The 26,906-nt window shown below is 61.2% G+C and carries 25 protein-coding genes; 14 read left to right on the top strand and 11 right to left on the bottom strand.

Annotated elements, in window-relative coordinates:
• Positions 1–19 precede the first annotated feature (19 nt).
• The 5 genes from ASE71_RS10440 to ASE71_RS10460 all read right to left on the bottom strand — a co-directional run bounded on the left by ASE71_RS10440 (position 20) and on the right by ASE71_RS10460 (position 5,406).
• A complete protein-coding gene (locus ASE71_RS10440) occupies positions 20–580 on the bottom strand; it encodes a GNAT family N-acetyltransferase (protein WP_060520850.1) in 561 nt (186 codons plus the stop codon).
• Between the two features lie 24 nt (positions 581–604).
• A complete protein-coding gene (locus ASE71_RS10445; RefSeq protein WP_060520851.1) occupies positions 605–2,962 on the bottom strand; it encodes an Orn/Lys/Arg decarboxylase N-terminal domain-containing protein in 2,358 nt (785 codons plus the stop codon).
• Positions 2,963–3,194: 232 nt separating this feature from the next.
• Positions 3,195–3,812 carry a DUF1349 domain-containing protein gene (locus ASE71_RS10450; RefSeq protein ID WP_060520877.1) on the bottom strand — a complete coding sequence of 206 codons (618 nt, stop codon included), beginning with the start codon at positions 3,810–3,812 and terminating at the stop codon, positions 3,195–3,197.
• A gap of 71 nt (positions 3,813–3,883) precedes the next feature.
• The gene (locus ASE71_RS36890; protein ID WP_060520852.1) at positions 3,884–4,090 is read right to left on the bottom strand and encodes a BA14K family protein; all 207 of its coding nucleotides are present in this window, start codon (positions 4,088–4,090) and stop codon (positions 3,884–3,886) included.
• Between the two features lie 167 nt (positions 4,091–4,257).
• Positions 4,258–5,406 (bottom strand): polysaccharide deacetylase family protein, encoded by a 1,149-nt coding sequence (locus tag ASE71_RS10460; protein WP_060520853.1) that lies wholly within the window; start codon positions 5,404–5,406, stop codon positions 4,258–4,260.
• A 427-nt stretch (positions 5,407–5,833) separates the two neighbouring features.
• Here ASE71_RS10460 and dtd point away from each other — a divergent pair, with 427 nt between their 5' ends.
• The gene (dtd, locus tag ASE71_RS10465; RefSeq protein WP_034799023.1) at positions 5,834–6,277 is read left to right on the top strand and encodes a D-aminoacyl-tRNA deacylase; all 444 of its coding nucleotides are present in this window, start codon (positions 5,834–5,836) and stop codon (positions 6,275–6,277) included.
• A gap of 82 nt (positions 6,278–6,359) precedes the next feature.
• Here dtd and ASE71_RS10470 read toward each other — a convergent pair whose 3' ends face one another.
• The gene (locus ASE71_RS10470) at positions 6,360–7,331 is read right to left on the bottom strand and encodes a DMT family transporter (RefSeq protein ID WP_060520878.1); all 972 of its coding nucleotides are present in this window, start codon (positions 7,329–7,331) and stop codon (positions 6,360–6,362) included.
• A gap of 143 nt (positions 7,332–7,474) precedes the next feature.
• Here ASE71_RS10470 and ASE71_RS10475 point away from each other — a divergent pair, with 143 nt between their 5' ends.
• Together ASE71_RS10475 and ASE71_RS10480 are read left to right on the top strand one after the other, a co-directional pair.
• Positions 7,475–8,392, top strand: coding sequence for a LysR family transcriptional regulator (locus ASE71_RS10475; protein ID WP_060520854.1), 918 nt, complete (start codon positions 7,475–7,477; stop codon positions 8,390–8,392).
• Positions 8,393–8,474: 82 nt separating this feature from the next.
• On the top strand, positions 8,475–9,383 hold the full coding sequence (locus ASE71_RS10480; RefSeq protein ID WP_060520855.1) for a LysR substrate-binding domain-containing protein: 909 nt from the start codon (positions 8,475–8,477) through the stop codon (positions 9,381–9,383).
• Here the strand turns inward: ASE71_RS10480 and ASE71_RS10485 are convergent.
• Entirely contained in the window at positions 9,380–10,330 is a 951-nt protein-coding gene (locus ASE71_RS10485; protein ID WP_060520856.1) for an alpha/beta fold hydrolase, read from the bottom strand. The genes ASE71_RS10480 and ASE71_RS10485 overlap by 4 nt on opposite strands.
• A 289-nt stretch (positions 10,331–10,619) precedes the next feature.
• Between ASE71_RS10485 and ASE71_RS10490 the strand changes: the two genes are divergently transcribed.
• From ASE71_RS10490 to ASE71_RS10545, 11 genes are all read left to right on the top strand, one after another.
• Complete coding sequence (locus ASE71_RS10490; protein ID WP_029742721.1) at positions 10,620–11,060, top strand: VOC family protein; 441 nt, start codon at positions 10,620–10,622, stop codon at positions 11,058–11,060.
• Positions 11,061–11,194: 134 nt separating this feature from the next.
• Positions 11,195–12,511, top strand: coding sequence for an epoxide hydrolase family protein (locus ASE71_RS10495; protein ID WP_060520857.1), 1,317 nt, complete (start codon positions 11,195–11,197; stop codon positions 12,509–12,511).
• A 458-nt stretch (positions 12,512–12,969) separates the two neighbouring features.
• The gene (locus ASE71_RS10505) at positions 12,970–13,299 is read left to right on the top strand and encodes a DUF6522 family protein (protein ID WP_060520858.1); all 330 of its coding nucleotides are present in this window, start codon (positions 12,970–12,972) and stop codon (positions 13,297–13,299) included.
• A gap of 167 nt (positions 13,300–13,466) precedes the next feature.
• On the top strand, positions 13,467–14,174 hold the full coding sequence (gene ric, locus ASE71_RS35040) for an iron-sulfur cluster repair di-iron protein (RefSeq protein ID WP_060520879.1): 708 nt from the start codon (positions 13,467–13,469) through the stop codon (positions 14,172–14,174).
• Between the two features lie 495 nt (positions 14,175–14,669).
• On the top strand, positions 14,670–16,829 hold the full coding sequence (locus ASE71_RS10515; RefSeq protein WP_060520859.1) for a NosR/NirI family protein: 2,160 nt from the start codon (positions 14,670–14,672) through the stop codon (positions 16,827–16,829).
• 35 nt (positions 16,830–16,864) lie between these two features.
• Positions 16,865–18,793, top strand: a complete 1,929-nt coding sequence (gene nosZ, locus ASE71_RS10520; RefSeq protein WP_060520860.1) for a TAT-dependent nitrous-oxide reductase — start codon at positions 16,865–16,867, stop codon at positions 18,791–18,793.
• Between the two features lie 3 nt (positions 18,794–18,796).
• Positions 18,797–20,125 carry a nitrous oxide reductase family maturation protein NosD gene (locus ASE71_RS10525; RefSeq protein ID WP_060520861.1) on the top strand — a complete coding sequence of 443 codons (1,329 nt, stop codon included), beginning with the start codon at positions 18,797–18,799 and terminating at the stop codon, positions 20,123–20,125.
• Positions 20,091–20,990, top strand: coding sequence for an ABC transporter ATP-binding protein (locus tag ASE71_RS10530; protein ID WP_060520862.1), 900 nt, complete (start codon positions 20,091–20,093; stop codon positions 20,988–20,990). The genes ASE71_RS10525 and ASE71_RS10530 overlap by 35 nt, the downstream gene beginning before the upstream one ends.
• Entirely contained in the window at positions 20,987–21,808 is an 822-nt protein-coding gene (locus tag ASE71_RS10535) for an ABC transporter permease (protein ID WP_034799004.1), read from the top strand. Before ASE71_RS10530 ends, ASE71_RS10535 begins: the two co-directional genes overlap by 4 nt.
• Positions 21,805–22,386 (top strand): nitrous oxide reductase accessory protein NosL, encoded by a 582-nt coding sequence (locus ASE71_RS10540; RefSeq protein WP_029742711.1) that lies wholly within the window; start codon positions 21,805–21,807, stop codon positions 22,384–22,386. Before ASE71_RS10535 ends, ASE71_RS10540 begins: the two co-directional genes overlap by 4 nt.
• 4 nt (positions 22,387–22,390) lie before the next feature.
• A complete protein-coding gene (locus ASE71_RS10545) occupies positions 22,391–23,302 on the top strand; it encodes an FAD:protein FMN transferase (RefSeq protein WP_082566530.1) in 912 nt (303 codons plus the stop codon).
• Between the two features lie 156 nt (positions 23,303–23,458).
• Here the strand turns inward: ASE71_RS10545 and ASE71_RS10550 are convergent, their stop codons facing one another.
• From ASE71_RS10550 to proV, 4 genes are all read right to left on the bottom strand, one after another.
• Positions 23,459–23,725: a helix-turn-helix domain-containing protein gene (locus ASE71_RS10550; RefSeq protein WP_226020894.1), complete on the bottom strand. Its 267-nt coding sequence runs from the start codon at positions 23,723–23,725 to the stop codon at positions 23,459–23,461.
• Positions 23,726–23,803: 78 nt separating this feature from the next.
• Complete coding sequence (locus tag ASE71_RS10555; protein ID WP_060520863.1) at positions 23,804–24,679, bottom strand: glycine betaine ABC transporter substrate-binding protein; 876 nt, start codon at positions 24,677–24,679, stop codon at positions 23,804–23,806.
• A 71-nt stretch (positions 24,680–24,750) separates the two neighbouring features.
• Positions 24,751–25,635 (bottom strand): ABC transporter permease, encoded by an 885-nt coding sequence (locus ASE71_RS10560; protein ID WP_029742707.1) that lies wholly within the window; start codon positions 25,633–25,635, stop codon positions 24,751–24,753.
• Positions 25,636–25,657: 22 nt separating this feature from the next.
• Positions 25,658–26,890: a glycine betaine/L-proline ABC transporter ATP-binding protein ProV gene (gene proV, locus ASE71_RS10565; RefSeq protein ID WP_060520864.1), complete on the bottom strand. Its 1,233-nt coding sequence runs from the start codon at positions 26,888–26,890 to the stop codon at positions 25,658–25,660.
• Positions 26,891–26,906 lie beyond the last annotated feature (16 nt).

The raw sequence follows: 26,906 nt of genomic DNA on the forward strand, positions 1-26,906 counted from the left end.
ACGCCAACAGGGGCGACCCTCATCGGGTGGAGAGGGGCGGCGGCGGTGGCGGCGTCGTCGAGCCCGGACCCAGAGAGCGCTGGTCCATGACGCTATCGGCCCAGCGCCCGTAACGATAAGCGACACCCGGAAGCAGGCCGACGCGTACGAAGTTGAAGCGATCGTGCAAAGTGAGGGAGGCGACATTGTCGGCGTCGATGTAGCCGATCATCTGGCGAAAGCCGGCTGCGGCGCAGGCGTCGATCAGGCCCCGCATGAGCAGACGTCCGACGCCTTGACCGAGATGCTCGTGGTGAACATAGATCGAGTGCTTGACCGTGTAACGGTAGGCGGGGCGCTTGCGAAACAGCACGACATAGGCGTATCCGACCACCACCCCCTCCTTGACCGCGACGAGATGGGGCAAGCGGCGGCTTTTCAGGTTTTTCCGCCGCTCGCGAAGGTCGTCCGGCTGTGGTGCGTCGCCCTCTTCGACACCCTCTTCTATGCCGCGTCGGATGTGCCGGCGATAGATGGCCAGCATGGCATCAACGTCGCTCTCCCGCGACGGGCGAATGATGATTGTTTCATCCTGCGGCATGAGGGGTCACGAAACTCCAAAATTCTATTCAGCGACGACGTAGGTATGAAGTCGTATGCGGCCCGACGCGTCGGTTTGGCGGTAAAGGCCCTGGATCTCGACGTCGAAGCCGGGGAAAGTGTTGAAGCAGGTTTCGAACATCTTGAGATAGTCGATCATTGGCTGTGCGCGCTCGGTCAGTCGCTCGCCCGGCACGATTGTGGCGATCCCCGGCGGATAGACGACAAAAGGTGTCGTTGCGATCCGCCCGGCAATGGCGTCGATCGGCAGAAAGTCCACGTCGTTGCGCACAAGGCAGCGCGCCGCGTCGTGGGGTGAAAGGGCGATATCCGGCAGATGCTCTTCGGAAAACTGCTTGGCCTGCAGCGCGCTGACATTGGCGTCGCGGAAGAATCGATGCATCTCGCCGCACAGATCACGCAATCGTACCCCCGCGTAGCGGCCGGGGCGGCGGCGATAGAACTCCGGGATCACCTCTTCCAGAGGCGCGTTGTCGTCATGAAGCCGTTTGAATGCGACGAGGCCGCTGATCAATGTACCCGCCTTGCTTGCCTCGACGCCGGGCGTGAGCAGAAACAGCAGGGAGTTGAGATCGTTTTTCTCTGCGACGATCCGGTTCTCGCGCAAGTACTGCGCAACGATCGGGGCGGGAATGCCGTGCTCTGAATATGCGCCCGTTGCCCTGTCAAAACCTGGCGTGAGCAGCGTGAGCTTGTTGGGATCGGTCATCGCGAAACCTGGCGCCATATCGGAAAAACCGTGCCATGCAGCCCCCGGGGTGAGGTGCCAGAAGGCCGGATTGGTGGCGAGCTGATCAGTGGCGACGCTCTCCCATGGCACGTCGTGTACCGCTCCGGGGCTTGCCACATCCGGCATGGCCACGCGGTCCGGCACGAAGGGCTCGAAGAACCAGCGGCGCTCGGGCCGACGCTCCTTTTCCTCGAACTCCCTACGCACCGCCCGGATTTTCTTGCGAAGCTCGATGCCGAGTCGGATCGTATCGTCCCACAGCACTTCGCCGGAACGACCCTTCATCATCTGCGCGCCGACATCGAGGGATGCGAAGAGCGGATAAAAAGGCGACGTCGAAGCGTGCTGCATGAAGCTCTCATTGAAGCGTCGGTGCTCGACCCGGCGCTTCTGGCCGGTAATGTGCCGATCCTTCATGTGGATCTGCGATGCCTGCGAAAAGCTCGCAAGCTGCTTGTGCGTGGATTGCGTTGCGATGATGCCCGGTGCCTCGGGTCCGAGTTCGGCAAGGCCCATGGCAAAACGACCGGCATAGAGCGGGTGAAATTTCATGAAGCCCGCCCAGGCCTCGTCGAACAGGATGTAATCGCACAGATGGCCGATGGCTTTCAGGATCATCTCGGCATTGTGGATCGTGCCGTCATAGGTGCACTGTTCCACCACCGCCACCCGAAACGGGCGCGGTTTCTGCCAGGCATCCGGGTCCTTGACCAGCGGGTGGGCGCGGATGCGTTCGCGCAGCGCCTCCTCATTGAGCGCGCCTAAATCCATGGGGCCAATGAGCCCATGGGCATTTCTGGCGGTCGGCACATAGACCGGGATGCCGCCGGAGATCATCAGCGCGCCGTGATGGGCCGCCTTGTGATTGTTACGGTCAAACAGCACCAGGTCGCCATCGGTGACCAGGGCGGAAAGCGCAACTTTGTTGGAAGTCGAGGTGCCGTTAAGGACGAAGTAGGTCTTCTCCGCGCCAAAAATCTTGGCGGCTTCCTTCTGGGCGGCGAGCGCCGGCCCTTCATGGGTCAGGAGATCGCCGAGATCGAGCACGGAATTGTCAAGATCATCGCGAAAGACCGCTTCGCCCAGATGCTCCATGAACACGCGGCCGACCGGGCTGCGGCTGTAGAACACGCCGCCGTTGTGTCCGGGGCAGGTCCAAAGCTGGTTGCCTTCCTCGGCGTAATCCACCAGCGCGCCAAAGAAAGGCGTCTTCATCGTCTCGGCATATTGCTTGAGGCGGCTGATGAGGTTTTTCGCGATGAAGGCAGGCGTCTCTTCGGATAGAAAGACATAGCCGTCGATGAAGTCGAGCACTTCGACCGGTACGTCCTCAAAGCGCTTGCGCCGGATCAGAAGGATGATCGGGAATTCGAGACCGCGTCGGCGCATCAGATTGATGAGGGAGGCGGTCTTGCCTTCCATGCCTTTCTTGCCCCAGTCAACCATCATGCAGCCGATGGCCGCGTCCGTCTGGACGGCGATTTCCGCGTCCTCAAGGCTCCGTGCGCGGACCACCTCGAAACCAGACCGCTCGATCTCCTCGACAATCTGCTTGTACCTGGCCCCCTCTAGATCCTCGTTGTCGAAGGCGGGTGTCGCGAACAAAAAGGTGAAGCGTCTGAAGTAATCCATCTGTGCCTCCGCCATTTACACGATGCGAGTTGTTCGTGCGTTTCGTGACGATGTTGTGACGGCGGCTCTGGTTAGACGCGCTCTGTGAGCCGCAGAAGGTTGCGGAACGCCCGATGCGCTCTTGAAGTTCCACTGCGGCAAGGCGCGCGCGAAGGAATACCGACCACGGGTCGGACGTCCCTTCAATGCCCGACCAAGGCGAGCGGATCGCCGCTGCTAGCAGCAAGGGTTCCTATGAGGCATGCAAGTCGCGCGATATCGGAGCGCCCAGGCAAAATCCTTCGAACTGCGCGGTAAAACCTTCGCGCTCAGGAGAGCAGGCCATGACACCGATCCGTGCGTCTTCACCGGAGAATGGACATAACCGCGCCATCTGCCACGGACCATCGCCAAGGTGAAACTGGACCCTGAGCGCTGCCTCGTGCCGCGTCAGCCGGATATGCACTTTGGCGTTCGGCTGCGCTTGCGCAAGCGGGATTACGGACCAGTCCGACGTTCCGTTCGTGACGACAACTGAGAAATGCATCAAGCCGTCGGTGAACTCTATGCCGGTCTTGAGCCAGTGTGTTTCGTCGATAATCAGCATCAGCCCGGCTTGATCGTAGAGCTCGCGATAATCACCGCGCACGACCACCGATGCGGTAAAATCTCCGCTCACCGCCTGCAGTCTGGCATGACCGGAATGGCGCCTGAAGCCATAGAAGGTTGTCTGCCAGAAGTCGGTATTCGCCTCCGTTTTGAGGGTTAGCACGCCATTTTCGACGTTCCAGTTTCGAGGCTCATTCAACCAGGTAAAATCCGTCAAAACTCCCTCCAGCCTTACGATCGGCACGCAGGACGCACCCACCATTGCAGCACATCTATGGCCGAAGCAGGCGTCCGTAAAGGTTTCTGCGCGAAAGTCGGCCGGAGGCGCAGCCTTCACCTGCATTCGTAGCGCCGGCCGCCACGCCCAATGAATGTTCCGCTGCGCGGGTCATAGGAGCGGTAGCGCGCAAGGCACCGCGCATCGCGATCGTTGCGCCGATAAGCTTCCGCCTCGCGCTTCCGCTCGGCCTCCTGTGCCGCACCGATAATGATGGCGCCGAGCGCCAAACCGATCGCGCCGGCGGCCAAACCAGCCTTCATATCCTTCTTGTCCTGTTTTTCCTGGCGCTCGCGCCACCGATCGCGCCGCGCCTCCTCACAACGCCACCGGTCTCTTCCGTGAAGGTCCCGACAATGGCGCCAACCTCCATCGTAATCGTCAGCAAGGACGGTTGGAGCTGCAGGCACAGTCGCGCCCAAAGCTGCGGTCAGCGCGAGAACCTTACCGAAGACCGACGCACGCATGGGACATACTCCTTCAAATATCGAATCGACTGTTCAGGAGTCTTGGGGCCACGCGTTGCGAGAACATTGCGGCGAAGCACAGGGTTAAGCCGTCGCGGCCAAGCGATTGCTGGAGCTCGATCTTGGCCACGGATGCGGATCAGAGCGGCGCGTCGGGATCGGAGTATCGGGTCACCCACGCCGGAGGCTCTTCCTCCTTGCTTCCATCCACCTTGAGGTCCCGCTCCCTTGCCCAGCGGTACCCCCACATTGGTCCGAACTTGGTGGCGAGGCGGCTTCCTGTACGCCGGGTGGGCTTGCGCCTCCTCCAGGGAGACGAAGCGGTAGCCCGTACTTCTGAAAAGCCCGAGTATTCGATCGATGGTGGCTGCATTGATGCGATTGTCATGAAGCAGGAGAATGCCGGGCGGTTCGCACCCGAGGACCTTGCGGTTCAGATCCGCATCATACGCAATCTCGACGCGGCTATAGTCTATGTAAGCGTCTTCGATCCTTCGGACCATCGCCGTATCGGATCGCGCCAATGCCCGTTCATATGCAGCATCAAACACATAATCGATGGTGGATGCCGCGAGATGATAACCACGTTCGCCAAGTACCCGTTCGAACGCCTCGCGACGTTGATCCGTGTCTCCGAGGTGATTGTAGGGAAACCGGAAGAACCGAAGGGTTCGGCCGGCCTTTTCCACCATCGGCCGAATGCTCGCCTCTCCGTCAATCACTTCGCGACGAAACGCATCGACGTCCAAGGTATTGCTATCGGGGTGGTTCGCACTGTGATTGCCAAGCTCGAATTGGCCAGTGTTCCACGGTTCCAACAGTGCCTGACCGATCTCACCCAGCGCCTGCACACGCCGTTCGACGACAAACCCGATAGCGGGAACGTTACGAACGGCGAGACCGGCCAGAATGGCTTCGTTCGTGGCCCTCGCGACCGCAGCGAGTTCCTGCCCTCCCGCATCGCCTGCGCGGGTATAAGGGAGATCGTCGAACGTGATGGCAACCGTTCTGTCGTGCGGAGAAGGGCAAACGGGTTGGATCGCCTGCGACCGGGCCGGATCTGCCGGTGTCAACAGCAGCACGAGACCCGCCATCACCAGTCTCGTGCGCATTCCATTTCCTCGCTTGGTTTCTCTTTCTGCGCGCGGAGTGCCGTTTTGCGTCGTGTCGCTGTCACAAATGCTCAAGGCCGTTTCGCTCCCTGTTTGAAGTGCGCGGCTTCATGCCGAGCACCGGCCTTCGCCAATCTTCCGTTGATTGGCGAGATCACAGCGCCCGGATTGCCTCAACATTGCGTACGATCCGACAAGCCCAACGACGGTCGCGATCAAACGCGGTAGCTCGCCGTCGTCCACGGCCATTCCACCGCGTGAAAATGCTACCCCCTTCAGGCACGGTAGCGAGCGCCGGCCAGGTCTGCCCATCGTTCGACCAGGTCTGACGGCGTCGTCCAGACGGTTGCTGTCGGGTCGCATAGAGCTTGATTGCGATCGCCTCGGAGTGGATAAACGCCGGCAAGCCATAGGGAGATTCCTTGCCATGAGAGCACTTGTCCAGCGCGTTTCATCTGCGCGTGTCACGGTAGACGGCGCGGTCACGGGAGAAATCGCCAGCGGCCTGTTGGTGCTCGTGTGTGCGATGAAGGGCGACACCGAGAAGGAAAGCGAATGGCTGGCGCGCAAGATCGTCAACCTGCGCATCTTCAGGGACGATCAGGATCGCATGAACCGTTCCCTGGTCGACGTGGGCGGCTCAGCGCTCGTCGTCAGCCAGTTTACCCTGGCCGCAGAGACGAAAGGCAACCGGCCGGGCTTTTCTACGGCCGCGCCGCCGCAGGAGGGTAAACGCCTCTATGAGCATTTCTCTGCGCAAGTCTCGACCCTTGGCGTTGCTGTTGCGAATGGCGTCTTCGGCGCGGACATGCGGGTGGAACTGGCCAATGACGGTCCTGTAACGATCTGGTTAGATACGGCGGCCGGTTGATCGGTTTTGCGCGAGGACGCGCATCAAAGAAAAGCGGCCGACCGAGGTCTCCATGACCAGGGGGTAGCCCATCGCGCGAGCGTCAGGATGGCTGCGCGATGGCCTCGTTCATATGGGCCTGCTGACCGTAGAACACGCGAATGGCAAGAACGACACCAGCGATGAGTACCGCGACGCCGGCTGCCTCCATCATCGTCGGCCAACGTGCATGGACAACAAGTCCGCCAACTACGCCGAAGGCCGTTTCCGACACGATCAGCTGTGCCGCGAGCGCAACAGGAAGCGTCCTCGACGCGACATTCCAAGCCCATACCCCGCACACGGTCGCCATTAGTGCCAGCGACGTTCCCCATAGATAGAGGGAGCCGGCGGCTTCCCAACCGAAACCGAGCTTCGGAAGCTGGAAAAGGTCCATCGCCGCACCGACCGGGTAGAAAACCAGCATCTGGAGACCACCGCCGATCAGGATCAATGCGGACCATATGCCCGAAGGCATCGCCGGGCGGATTGCGAGCGCTGCCTGATTGGCGATCGCGAACCATACCCATAGACCGACCGCGGCCAGAGCAAGCGGAATACCAATCCAGAGCGAGCGAACGGAACCGAGACTATCTGCGGTGAACGCCGTGCCGTTGACCAGCACGAGACCGATCGCCACCAGTGCAAGCGGTGTCATCAAGAAGCGCCATGGCAGTGACGCCTGACCCCGGTTTCCAATGACGGCAAGCACAATCGGAACCAGGCCAAGGAAGGCAGGCGCAATGACCGGGCCGGCGTAGATTGCCGCTCCCGTTACCGTCAGGAAGTAGCCGACATAGCCGATGAAGGCCAATCCCGTGGCAGCCATGGCGTTTTGGAACGTCAGGTGGCGCAATGCCGTCTTACGTTCTGAAAACAGAATGAAGACCCCAACCGTCGCCGAGACCACATGCCGGATAAGAGCAAAGTCGAACGTGGAGAAGTCGCCGATTATGAACGGCACGACGAAATTGAGGGAGAAGGCAAAGGCTGCAAAGAGCGCGGCAAACACGCCGACCGAAAACTGCCTGTTCAACATGAGCATAGCCTCAGAGTTCTGATCGAGCTTTGCTGATTTCTCGTTGCCAAGCTCCGTTTACGCGATCCTTAAAGGGATAATCCTTCCCTTCGCGCGCTTCGACGCATAAGTTCGCAAGAGGGTTTTCGAAAAATAGAAACATGAACTGGAACGATGTCCGCTACTTCCTTGCAGTGACACGCCAGGGCGGCCTCACCGGCGCTGCGCGTGAAGTGAAAGCGAGCGCTTCGACGGTGGCGCGACGGATAGCGACCCTGGAATACGCTCTGAAGACGCGCCTGTTCGAGCGCCGGCCGGACGGCTACGAGCTCACTGACGCAGGCCGGGCGATGGTCGAGAAAGCAACGGCGATTGAAACTGCCATGCGCGAACTGGAAGGCAGCTTTTGCGGCCAGGACGGGCGCGTCTCGGGGGCGGTTAGGATTATCACCGTCGACACGCTCGCACATCACCTGCTGATGCCAAACCTGCCTGCTTTGCAGGAAGCCTATCCCGATCTTTCGTTGGGCGTTTCGGTCAACGCCACGTCCTTCGCCCAGATTCCACAGCGAGAGACGGATATCGGCCTTCGGCTCTGCCGCCCTGAACAGGGCAACTATGTGGTACGCCGGATCGGCACGATCGCGTTCGGTCTCTACGCGTCGAAAGCCTATCTTGAGAGCCACCCCGTCCGGGAAAATCATTTGCCGATCACCGGCCATAGGCTGATTACCTGGGGCGATCCCCTGTCGTTCCTTGTCGTGCCCAAGACCCTGCGCTCGTGGGTCGAAAGCGGCATCGCCAACCTGACGGTCGATACGATGCAGGCGCAGGTGCTCGCGATGAAGGCGGGCAACGGCCTCGGCGTATTGCCGTGTATCCTTGCCGACACGGAGGACGAGCTTGTCCGGGTCAAACCCGACCTTTGCAGGCAGGAGGAAGCCATTTGGCTTGTCGTTCATGAAGGGGTTCGCGACACCAAACGCATTCGTGTTGTTGGCGATTTCCTCGAGACGATCGTGAAGCAAGGGCAGCGCGCACTTTCCGGTCGGATTTCGGAACAATTGCAAGTGAAGTGACGCATGAGTGTCTTGTCTTTTGGCAGGGCGAAAGGGGCGTCACGGCGCGAAACAATCAGCGGTCACGTTGGCGGGGGGTATCATGGATCGCCTCGAAGCAATGAAAATGCTGCTCGCAGTCGTTGATGCCGGCAGCATCTCCGCAGGAAGCAGGAAATTGAATGCTCCGCTGCCAAGCGTCAGTCGCAAGGTTGCCGAACTCGAACGGTACCTGGGGGCGAGCCTCATCGTGCGCACCAGCCGCAACCTTCAACTCACCGATGCGGGCCGGGAATATGTCGAGGCGGCCCGAAAGATCATGGGCGATCTGGAGGAGGCGGAGCGGCGAGCCTCGGGCGAATACCAGACACCGCGCGGCACGCTGACGATCACCGTACCGGTCGAGTTCGGCGCCCGCTATATCATGCCGATCGCCCTTGGTTATTTGGAGAAGCACCCGGAGGTATCGCTGAACCTCATTTCGCTCGACAGAACGGTCCATCTTGTCGAAGAGCAGGTCGATATCGCCATTCGTCTCGGCGACCTCGCGGACAGTTCGCTCTATGCGGTCAAGGCCGGAGAGTTTCGCCTGCTGACCTGCGCCAGCCCGGCATATCTTGAGCGCCGGGGTGTGCCGACGCATCCGGGCGATCTTGAAGGCCATGACGGAATACTCTTCAACAAGCGGACGTTCTTCTGGACGTTCGATGTCGACGGCCGCCCGATGGAGGCCGTTCCCCGCAATCGTCTTGAGGTGAATACCGCGGCCAATTGCGTGGCCGCGGCGGTCGGCGGAGCCGGCATCGCCCGCTTGTTCGATTACCAGATCCCGGACGAGTTGTCGTCAGGCGCCCTCGTGCCGGTTCTGGAGGGTTTCGACGGCGCGTCGAGACCGATCCACATCGTCTATTCCGGTCAGGGCATGCTCACGTTAAAGGTGCGCTCCTTCATTGACTGGGCCCTGCCTCGCCTTCGCACTGTCTTCGGGCGGAGTGAGGCCTTGAAGGCCTAGTCGGCGAAGGCGCGGCGAACTTCGTCGACTGTTCGTGACGGATCCTGAAGGTGGGGGAAGTGGCCAACACCCTTTAGAACGGCGAATTTCGAACCGGTTCGATCGGCGAACTCCTTGCCCATCTCCGGTTTGATGTAGATGTCCTTTTCGCCCCAGATCACCTTGATCGGGGTCTTGAGCCTAGACAGATTGGCCTCAAGATAATCTTCATCCCGCGTGAAGTGGGCGTAATAGAATGCGAAGGCGTCGGCTGTCGTCACACCGTCGCGCATCCAGGATTCCTTCATGTCCGATTGCACCTCGGACGGCAAGTCGAACTGGTTTTCCGGTGCAAGGCCACGCCGATGTACGTTCTCCAAGATCTCGTCGCTTGTCTTGTTCATATAGGCGCGTGTCGGTGTTGCCGTCGGTTCGGCCTTCAGATTTTGAAGGCTCTCGTACATCCAATGCGGCCTGTTGAACGGCGCAAAGTCGCCGACGATGATCTTCTTCGCGACCGTCGGTTCTTCCAGCGCAAGAAGCAGAGCGGGAAGGCTGCCGATGTCCGAGGCGTAGATCACCAAATTCAATCGGTCGATGCCCGATCTGTCGATATAGGCTTTGAGAACCTTGGCGTAGTCTCTTGGTGAATAGGAGAACCGCTCCGGGGAAGGACGCGACGACTGGCCATAGCCAGGCCAATCGAACGCATGCACTTCGTACTGTGCGCCCATAGTTTCCGTGATCTTCGTCCAGACGCCCAGCGTCTCGGGAAAGCCGTGCAGGAAGAGAACCGTGCCGTTCGGATTGCCCTGACGGGAAACCATTCGTCGGAGCGTTATGTTCTCGTCGATCGTGATGAAGTCGATTTTCAGGGGCGTTGCGGAGCCGATTGGGCCCGCGTGTCCTGGTGCGGTCGATGCCATGATCGCAGAAGCTGTTGCGACGACGGTCTTGAGCGATGCCATGTCTTTAAGTCCTTCCGGTCTCTGAATGGTGAGTGTGACCAGAGCATCGGGCATCGAGCAGTCCGTCGGCAGATGCAGTTTTTGAGAGGCACCCTCTTGAACTCGGGCAAATTCGCTCTCGAGTGGACGCCAGTGCATTCAAGCGAGAGGATGGCTCTCAGATTTGCTCAGTACCGGGCAGCAGGTGCGATCCGTAGATTCCCGTCATTCATGGATCGCCGGGTTTAGCGACGATCCCGAACGAAGCAGCGAGACGAGACCGTCACTCGCGACGAAAGGACTGAGGAAAATGAACGACATCACGGCCTCCCCGCACAAGGAGATCGCGGAAAAGACAAGAGCGCTCGCCGGCCACTCTACCGTCGGCACGAACGACCTCGATGCCGCAGCAGCTTATTATGACAAGCTCCTTGCCGTCTTTGGCATCGGCCGCGTGCTCGTCCAGCCCGGACGCGCTGTCTATTACGGCCACCGTACCCTCGAATTTGGTGTGACGAAGCCCTTCAACGGAGAGACAGCGGTTGCCGGCAATGGCACCATGGTCGCCTTTGAAGCGCGCTCTCGAGCCCAGGTCGATCAGGCTCATGCCACGGCACTGGAAGCAGGAGGTTCCGACGAGGGTGCTCCCGGCCCGAGAGGCCCGGACGGCGGTGACCCCTATTGTGCCTATTTCCGAGATCCCGAAGGCAACAAGTTTCTCGTCTACCGCAAAGGCCCCGACGAGGTTTGATGATCAATGGAGTGCGGGGGCCGTCGCGCGGAGCGAGCCCCCCGCTCGACCTGTTTCCGCGCATCTTTTGAACAAGAGCTCTGCGCGGATCTCTCCAATGCGCCTTCTGGATTAGCGGACAGGAGTTTTTTGAAATGAACCTGGAAAACAAGGTTGGTGACGGGCCGCTCACGCGACGCTCGTTTCTGTTTCGGGGCGCTGCGATCGGTGTAGCCGCCGCGGTGATGCCCGGAACCGGCATCGCAGCCGACATCGTGAAAGCGACGGCGACGGGCGATGCCATCCAACCATTCAACGTCGACATTCCTGAAAATGCCCTCATTGACCTCAGACGGCGCCTGGTCGCAACCCGTTGGCCGGACAGCGCGACCGTCTCGGATCGGTCCCAGGGCGTCCAGCAGCGCAAGCTTGGTGAACTCGCGCAGTATTGGCAGTCCTCCTATGATTGGCGCCGGGCAGAGCGCAAGCTGAACGCGTTTCCCCAATTCCTGACGAAGATCGACGGGCTCGACATCCATTTCATCCACGTACGCTCCCGCCATGAGAACGCTCTTCCGCTGATTATGACCCACGGGTGGCCGGGTTCGATCTTTGAACTGCTTGACGTCATTGATCCGCTGACGGATCCGACTGCACATGGCGGCAAGGCCGAAGACGCCTTCCATCTCGTCATCCCTTCAATCCCAGGCTTCGGCTTTTCGCAAAAACCAGACACGACCGGTTGGGAGGCGCAACGGATCGCCCGTGCCTGGGACGCCCTCATGAAGCGACTCGGCTATAACAGCTATGTCTCGCAAGGCGGTGATTGGGGCGCAATCATCAGCGATGCCCTGGCGCGTCAGGCGCCAGCCGGACTGCTTGGCATCCACGTCAACAGGGTGGAGCGTTCGACGACGCTTCCAGCGGACGCTGCCAAGGCGTTGAAGAACGGCGGGCCGGCTCCCGAGACCATGTCTGCCGATGAAAAGAAGGTTTTTGACGAGGCTCGCGACTTCCTGAACAATGGTTTCGGCTACGCCTCGATCCTCAGTACGCGCCCGGAAACGATCGGCTACGGCCTTGCCGATTCACCGGTGGGGCTTGCAGCCTGGCTCTTGGACAAGATCGCCGACTGGGTGTTCACGCGTGGCGATGCGGAACAGGCGCTCGGCAAGGACGCCATCCTCGACAATATCACCTTGTATTGGCTGACCAACTCAGGGCCCTCAAGCGGGCGTATCTATTGGGAGAACGTCAAGGCAGGCGCGAAGCTCACGCCAGCCAAGGTTCCTGTGGCCGTCACCGTCTTTCCGGGCGAGGTCTATCGGCCACCGAGACAATGGCTGTCAAAGGCTTATCCAAAGCTCGTCTACTACAACCGCGCCTTAAAGGGTGGGCACTTCGCCGCCTGGGAGGAGCCCGAAATCTTCGTCGAGGAGATCAGAGCAGGTTTCAAGTCTATGCGCTTTTAGACGACGGATCGCCATTCCAAGAGACCAAGCAAGCTCCGCGCGGAGCCGGCATCGGTATCGGCTTTGCGGCAGAATACTTAAGTCGAGTAGTCAGTAGCCGACGTGCTTGATCCGATGCGATACCGGGATGTCGATGATGGCGAGGAATTTGACGACCGCGTCGAAAGCTTGCGTTAGCGCAACGAGGCCTGACGCCAAACATCTAGCAAGGAGCAGCCGGGTTTCGCGGATCGAGCACATTGGAGGGCTCAAATCATGGTCGAGATGGAACAGAGGGATCTAACGTTATGCGATTGCACGATTGAGGTTGCTGAACTGTTTGCCAGCATCCCGGCTGCTGGCATTGACGACGGCTTTTTGCTCGATCTTCTTAGCGTTCGCCTTGAGGCATCACGGGACCGTCTGACGCGGCCTCATCCGCGCGCGAGGGACGACACGTCATCCGAAAGAAAAGCTCTATGCTGACACTGACAAACCGACGAGTTTTGCGCGTCGAGCGCGACGCCAGTGGCGATTTCTCCGTGCCGGCGGCGACCATGTCGTCGGCGCTGCGTCTGCCCCCGACTGAGCTTAGAAATCGCCTCGACCGGGGAGAAGTCAAGAGCCAGGTTGAGATCGGTCAAGGGGAGCACCTGGGCACATTCCGGTTGACGCTTCGGTGCGGCGGGCGTCTCTGGAATGCAACCGTATCTTCCGATGGTACGGTGATCGATGAAGTCTTCACGTTCGATCGCGAGCGCTTGGCGAACTGGCGCCGTCGCCACGGCACCAGCGGCAAGGGCCCTTAACGGTCATTCAGATCTTCAACGATTGCGATCCTTCCGGAATAAAGTTGCGTTTCGACAAAGAACGATCGGAAGAACTGCCCCAGCTTCTCCCTTGAACAACGATCATGGATCGCCCCGCTTTGAAATCGATTGCGGATCATGACCTTTTAGGCGCCAAGGAGAGCACATTGACCGAATACACATTGGACACAGCCGTCGGAGTGATTGCGTGCGAGCTTCCCGGTGCCGCGGAACTCTTCAGACAGCACGGTATCGGATTTTGCTGTGGTGGCGATGTACCGCTTGCGCAAGCGGCCGCGGATGCCGGCATAGAGGCCGCTGATCTGCTCGATCGGCTTCAGGCGTTGGAGCTTGCCGCAAGACGCGAGGCTCCGGATGCTACAGGCGAGCTTATCGCTCATATTCTGGAGCGTTATCACCAGACCCACCGCACCGATCTGGAATGGTTGATCCCGCTTGCCCAAAAGGTGGAGCACGTCCACGGTGCTCATCGCTCCGCGCCACTTGGTCTTGCCGACGCGCTGGCCGAGCTCAAGGACCACCTTCTTCCCCACATGGCGCGGGAAGAGCTTGCGCTCTTTCCGATGATGCGCCATGAGCCCGATCCGGACATCCGACATCTGATTGCCGGCATGCGGGACGATCATGCATGCGAGAGCCGGAGCCTCGCCGTGATCGAGCATTTGACGCATGGTTTTACGCTTCCCGACGGGGCCTGCAGGTCCTGGACGGCGCTCTATGTCGGAGTTCAAAAATTCTGCGACGATCTCGTTACACATATGCATCTGGAAAACAGCGTTCTGTTTCCGCGGTTCGCTGGCATTGATGCATTTGAGGGTTCCGCTCTCTCGCCAGCAGCGCGTTCTGCGGGGTGAGGCCCTGACAGGTCTTTCCGGCATCGCTTTGCCCAACGGGAGGAGGCGGAGCTTCACACATCTCTTTGCACGCAACCCTACCCGGCGCTTAGCGCCGGGCACACTTTCACTGTTTTGAGCTGGCGCCGACGTGCCCCCACGAGGCACCGCGGCGATCAATTTGCTCTTCGCGAGTCGAGCTCACAGGGCGGAATTTATTCGCACGACGCGCAGTAGTTGTGGGTGGCGGGCTGCCTGCCGTCCCCTGGCAGATATCGCGGGGAGGGCAGGCCACGGGCCGGGCGATCCGACTTCAAAGGTATTGTTCTTGCGCCGGTCGGCCGCCGGCTTGACGCGAAGTCCTTTCCCCAGCTCCACCTGAGCATCAATCCGTGCACGACATGCGACAATCAAGGATTGCAATCAACGAAGCTGTCTTTGTTTGAGCTAGATCAAAGAATGTCCCGCGCCAAAGTTTCAATGCTCCGGCAACGATTTGCGGGAAAACACCCTGGAATGAAACTCTTCCGTCTTGTCCTTCTTCTCTGCCTCAGCCTGTGGGGCGCTGTATCCGCCAGCGCAGCATCGGTGCTTCAGGCGTTTTTGCCGACCACCACAGCCTCCGATCTTGTGCCAGGAGCGGACGGTTTTGGCGCTGTGCGTGATGATGTGGCGGCGGCCCCGGTGCTGAAGGGCGGCCAGACGGTGGCGTGGGTTTTCGTGACCTCGGATTTCGTCGGAACGACCGGCTATTCCGGCAAACCCATCCATACGCTCGTGGCGGTGGACAAGGATGCGAAGATCGTCGGCGTCCGGCTGGTGAAACATTCGGAACCCATCGTCCTCATCGGTATTCCCGACGCCAAGGTAAAGGCGCTTGTTGCCGGCTACGCAGGCCTTGATCTCGTCGCCGAGGCGAAATCCGGCGGCACAACCCACGAGGTAGATATCATCTCGGGCGCGACGGTGACCGTCATGGTCATCGACGATTCGATCGTCCGGTCCGGGCTAAAGGTTGCGCGCGCGCTCGGGCTTGGCGGATTGACACCGGAAGCGGACAATGCCGGCCCGCGCTTCGAAATCGATCCCGCGGCTACCGCGCCGGCCGACTGGGTCGAGGCAGAAGGTGACGGCACGCTGCGCCGCCTGTCGCTCGACGTTGCGCAGGTCAATGCTGCTTTCGCCGGCCATCCCGATGAGCGCGCCCGCGAGCGCGCGATTGCGCAAGCGCCGGAAACGACATTCATCGAGATGCAGGCGGCACTGGTCTCGGTACCTTCCATCGGCAAGGCCTTTCTCGGGGCAGCCGAAGAGAAAAACCTTCAGGCTTGGCTTGGCGAAGGCGAACACGCGATCGCCGTGGTCGGACGCGGGCTCTATTCCTTCAAGGGATCAGGCTATGTGCGCGGCGGCATCTTTGATCGCATCGTGCTCATCCAGGACGATGTTTCCGTTCGCTTTCGTGATCGCGACCACCGTCGCCTGGGCGCAATCTCGCTTGCCGGTGCGCCGGAATACAACGAGATGGACCTGTTCCGCATTAAAGCAGGCCTCGGCTTCGACCCGACAAAACCTTTCCGCATACAGCTCCTGGCCCAACGTGAGGTTGGACCGGTCGAAAAAGTCTTTCATACCTTCGATCTGGGTTACCAGCTTCCGCAGAAGTATCTGCGTGCTGTCGCGCCACCACCGGTGAAGGACGTTCCAGCCGTTGCTGATCGTGACGAGGGGACTGCACAGTCCGACCTGTGGAAACGCATCTGGGACGACTCGAAGCTGAAGATTGTCGTGCTCGGCGCCATGTTGGTCGTGCTGACGGGCGTGTTCTTCTTCCAGACCTATGCGGTCAGGAACGCGCGAGCGTTCTACATCTTTCGCATCATCTTCCTGACGGTAACGCTGGTCTTTCTTGGCTGGTATGCCAACGCGCAGCTTTCTGTCGTCAATCTGATGGCGCTCTTCGGCAGTCTCGTCAACGGGTTCAGCTGGCAGGCTTTCCTGCTCGATCCGCTCACCTTCATCCTGTGGTTTGCCGTTGCCGCGGCACTCCTGTTCTGGGGACGAGGAGCCTATTGCGGCTGGCTCTGCCCCTTCGGCGCACTGCAGGAGCTGACCAACCAGATCGCACGCAAGCTGCATATCCCGCAATGGACATTGCCGTGGGGCCTGCACGAGCGGCTCTGGCCGATCAAATACATGATCTTCCTCGGCCTTTTCGGGGTCTCTCTGATGAGCGTCGAGCAGGCAGAGCATCTGGCCGAGATCGAGCCATTCAAGACAGCGATCATCCTGAAGTTCATCCGCGCCTGGCCGTTCGTGGCCTATGCAGTCGCACTTCTCGTCGCCGGGCTCTTCGTCGAGAGGTTCTATTGCCGCTACCTCTGCCCGCTCGGTGCGGCGCTCGCGATCCCTGCGCGCATACGCATGTTCGACTGGCTCAAGCGCTACCATGAATGCGGCAACCCCTGCCAGACCTGCGCCCACCAATGTCCGGTGCAGGCGATCCACCGGACCGGCGAGATCAATCCGAACGAGTGCATCAACTGCCTGCACTGCCAGGTGCTCTACCAGTCCGAAACCGTCTGCCCCGTCGTGATCAAGAAGATGAAGTCGCGGGCGAAGCTTGCGGCAAGCCCGGGCGGCGTGCCGACCCATCAACCCGCAGCCAAAGTTTAATCGAAGCCAAGGTTCAAGCAAAAAGGAACCAGATCATGGAATCAAAGGAACACAAGGGACTAAGCCGGCGAGCACTTTTCAGCGCGACTGCAGGCAGCGCCATTCTGGCGGGCACTGTAGGGCCGGCCGCACTCAGCCTCGGCGCTGCAGGATTGGCGACACCGGCCCGTGCGGCCACGGGTGCCGACGGCTCGGTCGCACCGGGCAAGCTCGACGATTACTACGGCTTCTGGTCCTCCGGTCAGACCGGCGAGATGCGCATTCTCGGCATTCCCTCGATGCGCGAACTGATGCGCGTGCCGGTGTTCAACCGTTGCTCGGCCACCGGTTGGGGGCAGACCAATGAATCGATCCGGATCCATCAGCGCACGATGACGGAAAAGACGAAGAAGCAGCTTGCCGCCAACGGCAAGAAAATCCACGACAACGGCGACCTGCATCACGTCCATATGTCCTTCACCGACGGTAAATATGACGGTCGCTACCTGTTCATGAACGACAAGGCCAATACGCGCGTGGCGCGCGTGCGCTGCGACGTGATGAAGACCGACGCCATCCTGGAGATCCCCAACGCCAAGGGCATCCACGGCATGCGTCCGCAGAAATGGCCGCGTTCAAACTATGTGTTCTGCAACGGCGAGGACGAGGCCCCGCTCGTCAACGACGGCTCGACGATGACGGACGTGGCGACCTACGTGAACATCTTCACCGCCGTCGATGCCGACAAGTGGGAAGTGGCCTGGCAGGTGAAGGTCTCGGGCAACCTCGACAATTGCGATGCCGACTACGAGGGCAAGTGGGCGTTCTCCACCAGCTACAACTCGGAAATGGGCATGACGCTGGAGGAGATGACCAAGTCCGAGATGGATCATATCGTCGTCTTCAACATTGCCGAAATCGAGAAGGCCATTAAGGCCGGCCAATATGAGGAGATCAACGGCGTCAAGGTGGTGGACGGGCGTAAGGAAGCAAAGTCGCTCTTCACGCGCTACATCCCGATCGCCAACAACCCGCACGGCTGCAACATGGCGCCGGACAGGAAGCATCTGTGCGTTGCCGGCAAGCTTTCGCCAACCGTCACCGTGCTGGACGTGACGAAGTTCGATGCCCTGTTCTACGACAATGCCGAGCCGCGCAGCGCGGTTGTTGCGGAGCCGGAACTGGGCCTTGGCCCATTGCACACCGCCTTCGACGGGCGCGGCAACGCCTATACCTCGCTGTTCCTCGACAGCCAGGTGGTAAAGTGGAACATCGATGAGGCCATCCGCGCCTACGCCGGTGAGAAGATCAACCCGATCAAGGACAAGCTCGACGTTCAGTATCAACCCGGCCACTTGAAGACGGTGATGGGTGAAACGCTCGATGCCGCCAACGACTGGCTCGTTTGCCTGTGCAAATTCTCCAAGGACCGGTTCCTGAATGTCGGCCCGCTGAAGCCGGAAAACGATCAGTTGATCGACATTTCCGGTGACAAGATGGTGCTGGTCCATGACGGCCCGACCTTCGCCGAGCCGCATGACGCCATCGCCGTCTCCCCCTCGATCCTGCCGAACATCCGCTCGGTCTGGGATCGCAAGGATCCGCTGTGGGCCGAAACCCGCAAGCAGGCCGAGGCCGATGAGGTCGACATCGACGAATGGACCGAGGCCGTGATCCGCGACGGCAACAAGGTTCGCGTCTACATGACCTCGGTCGCACCCAGCTTCAGCCAGCCGAGCTTTACGGTGAAGGAGGGCGACGAAGTCACGGTCATCGTCACCAATCTCGATGAAATCGATGACCTTACCCATGGCTTCACCATGGGCAATCACGGCGTGGCGATGGAGGTCGGCCCGCAACAGACGAGCTCCGTTACCTTCGTTGCGGCCAATCCTGGCGTCTACTGGTACTATTGCCAATGGTTCTGCCATGCCCTGCACATGGAAATGCGCGGCCGCATGTTCGTGGAACCGAAGGGCGCCTGATCGATGCGGCTGTCCGTTCTCCTGATCGGCTTTCTTCTCGCCTCTCCGCTCTTAGCGGCGGAGCGCGCAGTCATGCCGGGTGCGGGCAGTCTTGCCGCAGCCATCGCCGGGGCTCAACCCGGCGATGTGCTGGTGTTGACCGACGGGGCCTATGACGGCCCCGTCTCCATCGATCGGCCACTGACCATCACCGGTCCGCGTGGAGCGGTGGTGAATGGGCTTAAGCAGGGTAGCGTGGTGACGATTGCCGCGTCGGACGTCGCCTTGACGGGGTTCACCGTCACCGGTTCGGGTCGTATCAACCAGGATCTCGACGCCGGGGTCAAAATCGTTCAAGGCGCCGATCGCGCCCGTGTCGAAAAGCTGCTCGTCACCGACAACATGCACGGCATCGACGTCCATGGCGGCCGCGACACGATTGTCTCCGGCAACGAGATCACCGGCACGCGCAGCGCCCGCATGAACGAGCGCGGTAACGGCATCTATGTCTGGAACAGCCCCGGTACGCTGCTTCAAGACAATATTATCCGCTACGGTCGCGACGGCATCTTTTCGAACGCCAGCGCCGACAGCATCTATCGCCGCAACATCATGCGCGACCTGCGCTTTGCCGTGCACTTCATGTACACCCGCAACACCGAGGTTTCCGACAACATCTCGATCGGAAACCATCTGGGCTTTGCGATCATGTTCTCCAACCGCGCCAAGATCCTGAACAATCTCAGCCTCGGCGACCGCGAGCATGGGCTGATGCTGAACTATGCCAACAATGCCGACGTGTCAGGCAATCTGGTGCGCGGGGGCACGAAGAAATGCCTGTTCATCTACAACGCCCACAAGAACCTGGTCTGGGGAAATCGCTTCGAGAGCTGCGGCATTGGCATACATTTCACCGCCGGTTCGGAAAAGAATGTGCTGACAGGCAACGCCTTCATCGCCAACCGCGAGCAGGTCAAATACGTCGGCACCCGCAATATGGAATGGAGCCATGAAGGCCGGGGCAATTTCTGGTCCGATCATCCGGCCTTCGACCTCAACGGCGACGGCGTTGCCGACAGTTTCTACCGCCCCAACGACCTGATGGACCAGATCCTCTGGTCGCAGCCCGCGGCAAGCCTGCTCACCGGCTCGCCGGCCGTGCAGATCGTTCGCTGGAGCCAGCGGGATTTTCCCGCCACGCTGCCTGGAGGCGTGCGCGACAGCGCGCCGCTGATGCGCCCCCTGACCATCCCTGTCCCGCTCGAAATCCTTGCCTATGAGGCCGAGGCCGCAGGGCGCTGGACTGAAGGAAATTACGATGACACCGACGCTGACAATCTCCAGGCTCACTAAGCGTTTCCAATCGGTGGAAGCGCTCAAGTCCGTGTGCCTTGCGCTGGAGCCGGGACGGCGCGCGGCACTGCTCGGCCATAACGGTGCGGGCAAGTCGACGATGATGAAGATCGTGCTTGGCCTCATCCCCTTCGACAGCGGCGAGGTTTCGGTTTGCGGCTCGGCGCCCGGTTCGCCCGCCGCGCGGACCCAGGTGGCGTATCTGCCGGAAAATGTCGCCTTTCACCCGGCTTTGACGGGAGAAGAACAGCTTCGCCACTATCTCGCACTGCGTGGCGAAAACCCGAAGCAGGCCACAGAGCTTCTTGCGAGGGTCGGACTTGGCCACGCGGCGCGGCGTCGGATCGGTACCTATTCCAAGGGCATGCGCCAGCGGGTGGGTCTGGCCCAGACGCTGATCGGCCGCCCCCGTCTCCTGGTGCTGGACGAACCGACCTCTGGCCTGGACCCGGTGTCGCGACGGGACTTCTATGACCTGCTCGACGGGTTGGCCGCAGAAGGAACCGCCATCCTGCTCTCCTCCCACGTGTTGACCGAGGTGGAGGCCCGCACCGACAGCATCCTCATCCTTTCCGGTGGGGAACTGGTGGCAGAAGGTACGCTTGCCGATCTTCGGACCCGCGCGGCACTTCCGGTCGCCTTTTCCGTTCGCCCCGCACCTGGTCATGCGTCGGCGCTGGCAGCGACCTTTCCCGAGGGTGTGGAAGGGGAGGACGGTCTCTTGCGCCTTCGCGGTTCGCAGTCGGAAAAACTGCCGCTCCTTGCCCGCATTGCGGCGCTTGGGAGCGCCATTGCCGATCTCGATGTCATCCCGCCCAGCCTCGAGGACATCTACAGCCACTTCAGCCGGAGGGACGGGCAATGAACCGCATCCTTGCCACCGCCGTCAGCGAATTCCGTATCGCATTGCGCAATCGTTGGGTCTCTATCGCCACCGGCATGATGGTGCTGTTCGCCCTGGTGCTGGCCGCCGCCGGCTCTGCCCCGACGGGCGATGTCGGCGTCGACCGGCTCTCCGTAACGGTCGCCTCGCTGACTTCGCTTGCGGTCTATCTGGTTCCGCTTTTGGCATTGCTGATGAGTTTCGATGCGGTGGCTGGCGAAGTGGAACGCGGCACGCTGCCACTGCTTCTCACCTATCCCGTCTCACGCCTGCAGATTCTGCTCGGCAAACTGCTGGCGCATCTCGCAATCCTCGGTCTTGCCGTGACGCTTGGCTACGGCGCGGCGGCGCTCGCAGCCGTCTGGTTCGATCCTGGAGCAACCGCGGGGCTTGGCGCCCTATGGCGGCTGATCTGGTCCTCTGTGCTGCTGGGTGCGACCTTTCTTGGCACCGGCTATGCGCTTTCGGCTTTGGCGCGACGGCCGTCGGGGGCGGCGGGCTTGGCCATCGCGCTCTGGCTGGTGGCGGTGGTGCTCTACGACCTCGCCCTGTTGGCGTTAATCGTGACGGATGGAGGCGGTGCCTTCACCACACACGCATTGCCCGTTGCGCTGCTTGCCAACCCTGCCGACGCCTTTCGCGTCTTTAACCTCTCGGCCGCACAAGCCGTTTCTGCCGCAGGCGGACTGGGTGGCGCCGCCGGCACGATCCCGCTCTGGCAATCGGCAGCCTCCCTTCTCGCCTGGCCACTCGCCGCCATAGCCCTTGCCGCCGCAGCCTTCCGAAAGGTGACCCCATGAGGACCCGACTTCGCTTCGTGCTCGTCGCGGCCGCTCTGGCGCTGCTCTCCGCCTGCAAGGAGGACGTCGCCCAAAGCATCGTGCCGCAGGACATGACGCCCGAGACCCTCGGTCATTACTGCCAGATGAACCTTCTGGAGCACCCCGGCCCGAAGGCCCAGATCTTTCTGGAAGGAAGCCCCGCGCCGCTCTTCTTCAGTCAGGTGCGCGATGCGATCGCCTATGCGCGTGGGCCGGAGCAGATTGCGCCGATCCTCGTCATCTATGTCAATGACATGGGGGCTGCGGGGGCAACGTGGGACCAGCCCGGTGACGGCAACTGGATCGCCGCCGACAAGGCGTTCTACGTGGTCGGCTCTGCCCGGCGAGGCGGCATGGGTGCGCCCGAAGCCGTGCCGTTTTCAAGCCGCGACGAGGCTGCGGCCTTCGTTCTTGCCGAGGGCGGCCAGGTGCTTGCGCTCGCCGATATTACCGATGCCATGGTTTTGACGCCGGTGGAGACCGGCTCGGAACCGCGAGCGGACGACGAAGACTATCTCGGCCGTCTGCGCGCATTGCCCCATCCAGCCGGAGGTTGACCCCATGCTGCTGACCCGACGCCGCTTGATTGCAATTTCTGCAGTTCTCGCAACGGCGCCCGCCATCGCCCACGCCAACGCGGCAACCCGCTTCTGGACAGGTCAGGCTCTTGGCGCGCGTGCCTCGATCCGGATTGCGCACCCCGAGGCCGAGACGATCGTCTCCAGGGTCATGGCGGAGATCGACCGTCTGGAAAACATCCTTAGCCTCTACCGTGCCAACAGCGCGCTTTGCCGGTTGAACCGCGACGGTCATCTTCAAGACCCGCCATTCGAGCTTTTGGAATGTCTGTCACTGGCCGACGCAGTCCACCTGGCAAGCGGCGGGCGCTTCGATCCGACGGTACAGCCGCTCTGGACGCTCTGGGCTCAATCGGCTGCAAACGGCACGCGACCCGGCCCGGCGGACGTTGATCGCGTGCGTGGCAACGTCGGCTGGGGCAAGGTCAAGCTCGATGCAGCAGCGATCACGTTGCATCCGGGCATGGCGCTGACGTTGAACGGCATCGGCCAGGGGTATGTCGCCGACCGCGTAGCAGCAATGCTTGAAGCTGAGGGACTGACGGACATTCTGATCGATACCGGCGAGTTCCGTGCGCTGGGGGGACGACCGGGCGGCGGCGGATGGCCCGTCCGGCTGGAATCAGGCGAGCGCCTGCCGCTGCGCCAGCGGGCGGTCGCCACCTCCGCCCCTCTCGGCACGACCTTCGATCAAGCAGCCAGAGACGGACATATTCTCGACCCCCTGACCGGAATGCCCGCGCCAGCAAACTGGCGCTCTGTCTCGGTGTCGGCATCATCCGCTGCCATCGCCGACGCGCTGGCGACGGCTGCATGCCTGATGCCTGATGCCGGATCGATCGTTGCGATGAACGCGCGTTTTGACGGCGTCCGCCTGGAAGCCGCCTCCGTTTAAGGTGGGCGACCAAGGAACGTCATCGGGGGCTTGAGAAGGGTCGGATCCGTCTCGGCCCCGATCGGCGAAAGGTAGGCGGCTGCGACCGCAGCGACGATCGCCTGTGATGGTGTTGGTGTTCTTCCTGAGCGCGCCGAACGGGGCAGTCCTTGCGGACTACCTCGCCTCCACTGGTCCTGTTCCGCGCCCATCGAGAAGCCAGGCGATGTTGACCTGCAGGATGCCGGCCATCATGTCGAGGCGGTTGGCCCTCGGTTCTGCGCGGTCGTTTTCCCAGCTGATCCAGGTCTCTTCGGTAACACCCGCGATTGCCGATATCTCTTCGATCGAAAGCTTGATGGCATCGCGGGCAAGCGAAATGCGGCCACCGATCGTGTCGTCGGTGGCGTCGGCCGTGGCGCGGGGTGCAAGCATGTCGTTCATGATGTCGATGATCCTTCTGTCGGGAGGTACGCCCGCAACGAGATCGCGGGCGTCGGTTGTGGACGCGAGCGGCAGAGCTTAGCCACCGTCCTTGGCGAGCCAGGCTTTGATCTGGTCGGGATGATCCGCGATGTACTGGTCGACAGCCTTTTCGTAGGAGGTCTGCTGGGCGTTAAACATCGCGGCTTCAAGATCGGCGATCGGCAGCTTCATGCGCGACAGCAGGCCTGAGACTTCGGGGTTGTCTTTTTCGATGTCCTTGCGTGCCAGCACGTCCACACGTTCGGCCTTGCCGAGCGCGTTCTTCGGATCCGCTATATAGCGAAGCTCGTACTTGCCGAACATCCAATGCGGGCTCCAGGCCGTGGCGACAAACCAATCCTTCTTGCGCATCGCGCGGTCAATGGTCGTCAGCATGCCGGCCTCACTGGAGATCTGCAGCTTGTATCCGTCGAGCGCGTAGTTCTTGACTGCCTGCTCGGACAGACGCGTAAGGCCCGCGCCGGGATCGATGCCCTCGATCCTGCCATTGAGCTTCTCCTTCACATCGCCCTTCTTGAGGTCGTCGATCGAGGCGATTGCGTCTTCGGGAATGTATTTCGGAACCACCCAGCCGAGCCTGGCGCCGTCGTAAACGGTCCCGAGGGTCGTTACCTTGCCCTTCACCTTGGCGAAGTAGTCGGCGTGGGTTTCCGGCAGCCAAGCCATCATCATGGCATCGAGGTCGCCGCGGCTGACACCCTGGTAAAGCGGAGCGATGTCCGTTTGGACCAGTTCGACCTCCTGGCCGAGCTCGTCCTTGATCAGTTTTGCGGCGAGCTTGGTGACGAACTCGGCGTCCGACCAGGCGGCCCAACCGATCCTGACGGGTGGCTTTTCCTCTGCGGCAGCCGCGCCAAACGTACCGGCGGCAATGCTGGCCGCAAGGCTGATGGTCGCAAGGGTCTTGAACATGGATGTTCCTTTCTTGAACGTTTGCAAGCGACAGCACGAACGCTGCCAGATGGATGGGAAAGTCCGCAGCGTCAGGCAGTGACGGGGGAGGTCCGGGGTTGTTCCTGTCGCCGGCGGAACAGGACGCGCCACGGGCTGGCGCGCTCCTTGCCGAAGCTCTGGGTGATCCGGTCGAGAATGACGGCGAGAATGACGACAGCGAGACCGCCTTCGAAACCGGTTCCGACGTCGAGACGCTGGATGCCGGTCAGGACCGTGTTGCCGATGCCGCCCGCACCGATCATCGAGGCGATCACCACCATGGAGAGAGAAAGCATGATCGTCTGGTTGATGCCGGCCATGATCGAAGGCATGGCGTTCGGCAGTTGCACCTTCACGAGCAGCTGCCAGGCGGTGCAGCCGAAGGCGTTGCCGGCCTCGATGAACTCCACATGCACCTGACGGATGCCGAGATTGGTGAGCCGCACGACCGGCGGCATCGAGAAGATCACCGTTGCGATCGTCCCGGGCACGGCGCCAAGGCCGAAGAACATCGCCGCCGGGATGAGGTAGACGAAGGCCGGCATGGTTTGCATGAGGTCCAGCATGGGCCGCACGGATGCCGCGACGCGATCGCTGCGCGCCATGGCGATGCCAAGCGGCAGGCCGATGAGCATGGCAACGAGCGTCGATGCGATGACGAGCGACAGGGTTTCCATCATCGCGGACCAAAGGCCCATGTGTTCGACCAGCATCAGTGAAAGGGCGGTAAAGACCGCAAAGCCGAAGCCGACGCGCCATAGCGACAAAAGCACGAAGATCGCGAGCCCGAGGGCCAAGGGGGCGGCGAGAAGTGCCGCCTGGATGCTGTTGGTCACGGTGCCGATGGCGGCAGCGATCAGATCGAGCAGCGGTGCGAAATTGTCGAGGATGTAGTTGACGGCGCTGTCGACGCCGTCACCGATATCGAAAGTCATGAATTGTCTCCGAAGGACTGGATCAGGCGGTGCGATCGAGCGTTTCGAGTAGCGCGGATTTGCTGATCGAGCCGAGGTAGCGGTTGGCTTCGTCGATGACAGGCATTGGGAACGCGCTTGCAGCCACCTTCCCAAGCACGTTGGACAAGCTTTCCGACGCCGGGATCGGCTCGATATCCGGCAGGAAGGCGCGCCGATAGGGGTCGGCGGCGCCGTCGCGGGCGGTTGCGATCAACGAAGACCGGCTGATCATGCCGTGATAGGTCTTGTCGCGGCCGAGAATGATGGCGACCTCGCGATCGTAGTGTTCCATGCGCTCAAGTGCAGCTGCGGCCGAAACACCCTGTCGCTCGATGATCGTTACCTGCGTCTTGCGGGCCACGTCGCCGGCGCGGAAGACCTGAGAGACATCGACATTGCGGAAGAACGACCGCACATAGTCGTTGGCGGGCTTCAATACGATTTCGTCCGGGGTGCCCACCTGCACGACCTCACCATTTTGCATGATGCAGATGCGGTCGCCGATCCGCATGGCTTCGTCGAGATCATGGCTGACGAAGACGATGGTCCGACTGTGTTCGGCCTGAAGGCGGACAAGTTCGTCCTGCATCTCGGTGCGGATCAGCGGATCAAGGGCAGAGAAGGCTTCGTCCATGAGGAGCACGGAGGGCTCGGCGGCGAGCGCTCGCGCAAGGCCGACGCGCTGCTTCATGCCGCCGGAGAGCTGGTCGGGACGGCTGTCGTCGTATCCTTCCAGCCCGACAGCGTGCAGAGCCGTCCGGGCGCGGGCCTTGCGCTCGGCCTCGCCGACGCCAGCGACCTCGAGGCCAAAAGCCGCGTTGTCGATAACGCTGCGGTTCGGCAGCAGCGCGAAGGACTGAAAGACCATGCTTATGTCGCGGCGGCGCAAGGCGATCAGTTCGCTGCGCGGCAAGCGTGCTACGTCTTTGCCATCGATCTCGATAGAACCGGAGGTCGGTTCGATCAGGCGGTTGAGGAGGCGCAGCATCGTCGACTTGCCGGAACCCGAAAGCCCCATGATCACGAAGATCTCGCCGGCCCGAATGTCGAAGGTCGCGTTGTTGACGCCGATGGTGCAACCCGTCTCGGCGTGGATCTGCGCCTTCGTGCTGCCGGCTTTAAGAAGGCTCAGCGCCTCGTCCGGCCGCTCGCCAAAAACCTTGAAAACGTTCTTGATACTGATCTTGACCGGTTGCTCGTCGGCCGAGCGGTCGCTCTCAGTTTGAAATGCCATATGTTCTGGGCCCGGC

This window comes from Ensifer sp. Root954, assembly GCF_001429005.1.
GTDB lineage: Bacteria > Pseudomonadota > Alphaproteobacteria > Rhizobiales > Rhizobiaceae > Ensifer > Ensifer adhaerens.

Bases quoted from the DNA above. Each gene is read 5' to 3' on its own strand.
- ASE71_RS10440 (WP_060520850.1), bottom strand. From the start codon at position 580: ATGCCGCAGGATGAAACAATCATCATTCGCCCGTCGCGGGAGAGCGAC.
- ASE71_RS10445 (WP_060520851.1), bottom strand. From the start codon at position 2,962: ATGGATTACTTCAGACGCTTCACCTTTTTGTTCGCGACACCCGCCTTC.
- ASE71_RS10450 (WP_060520877.1), bottom strand. From the start codon at position 3,812: ATGGTGGGTGCGTCCTGCGTGCCGATCGTAAGGCTGGAGGGAGTTTTG.
- ASE71_RS36890 (WP_060520852.1), bottom strand. From the start codon at position 4,090: ATGAAGGCTGGTTTGGCCGCCGGCGCGATCGGTTTGGCGCTCGGCGCC.
- ASE71_RS10460 (WP_060520853.1), bottom strand. From the start codon at position 5,406: ATGCGCACGAGACTGGTGATGGCGGGTCTCGTGCTGCTGTTGACACCG.
- dtd (WP_034799023.1), top strand. From the start codon at position 5,834: ATGAGAGCACTTGTCCAGCGCGTTTCATCTGCGCGTGTCACGGTAGAC.
- ASE71_RS10475 (WP_060520854.1), top strand. From the start codon at position 7,475: ATGAACTGGAACGATGTCCGCTACTTCCTTGCAGTGACACGCCAGGGC.
- ASE71_RS10480 (WP_060520855.1), top strand. From the start codon at position 8,475: ATGGATCGCCTCGAAGCAATGAAAATGCTGCTCGCAGTCGTTGATGCC.
- ASE71_RS10485 (WP_060520856.1), bottom strand. From the start codon at position 10,330: ATGGCATCGCTCAAGACCGTCGTCGCAACAGCTTCTGCGATCATGGCA.
- ASE71_RS10490 (WP_029742721.1), top strand. From the start codon at position 10,620: ATGAACGACATCACGGCCTCCCCGCACAAGGAGATCGCGGAAAAGACA.
- ASE71_RS10495 (WP_060520857.1), top strand. From the start codon at position 11,195: ATGAACCTGGAAAACAAGGTTGGTGACGGGCCGCTCACGCGACGCTCG.
- ASE71_RS10505 (WP_060520858.1), top strand. From the start codon at position 12,970: ATGCTGACACTGACAAACCGACGAGTTTTGCGCGTCGAGCGCGACGCC.
- ASE71_RS10515 (WP_060520859.1), top strand. From the start codon at position 14,670: ATGAAACTCTTCCGTCTTGTCCTTCTTCTCTGCCTCAGCCTGTGGGGC.
- nosZ (WP_060520860.1), top strand. From the start codon at position 16,865: ATGGAATCAAAGGAACACAAGGGACTAAGCCGGCGAGCACTTTTCAGC.
- ASE71_RS10525 (WP_060520861.1), top strand. From the start codon at position 18,797: ATGCGGCTGTCCGTTCTCCTGATCGGCTTTCTTCTCGCCTCTCCGCTC.
- ASE71_RS10530 (WP_060520862.1), top strand. From the start codon at position 20,091: ATGACACCGACGCTGACAATCTCCAGGCTCACTAAGCGTTTCCAATCG.
- ASE71_RS10535 (WP_034799004.1), top strand. From the start codon at position 20,987: ATGAACCGCATCCTTGCCACCGCCGTCAGCGAATTCCGTATCGCATTG.
- ASE71_RS10540 (WP_029742711.1), top strand. From the start codon at position 21,805: ATGAGGACCCGACTTCGCTTCGTGCTCGTCGCGGCCGCTCTGGCGCTG.
- ASE71_RS10545 (WP_082566530.1), top strand. From the start codon at position 22,391: ATGCTGCTGACCCGACGCCGCTTGATTGCAATTTCTGCAGTTCTCGCA.
- ASE71_RS10550 (WP_226020894.1), bottom strand. From the start codon at position 23,725: ATGAACGACATGCTTGCACCCCGCGCCACGGCCGACGCCACCGACGAC.
- ASE71_RS10555 (WP_060520863.1), bottom strand. From the start codon at position 24,679: ATGTTCAAGACCCTTGCGACCATCAGCCTTGCGGCCAGCATTGCCGCC.
- ASE71_RS10560 (WP_029742707.1), bottom strand. From the start codon at position 25,635: ATGACTTTCGATATCGGTGACGGCGTCGACAGCGCCGTCAACTACATC.
- proV (WP_060520864.1), bottom strand. From the start codon at position 26,890: ATGGCATTTCAAACTGAGAGCGACCGCTCGGCCGACGAGCAACCGGTC.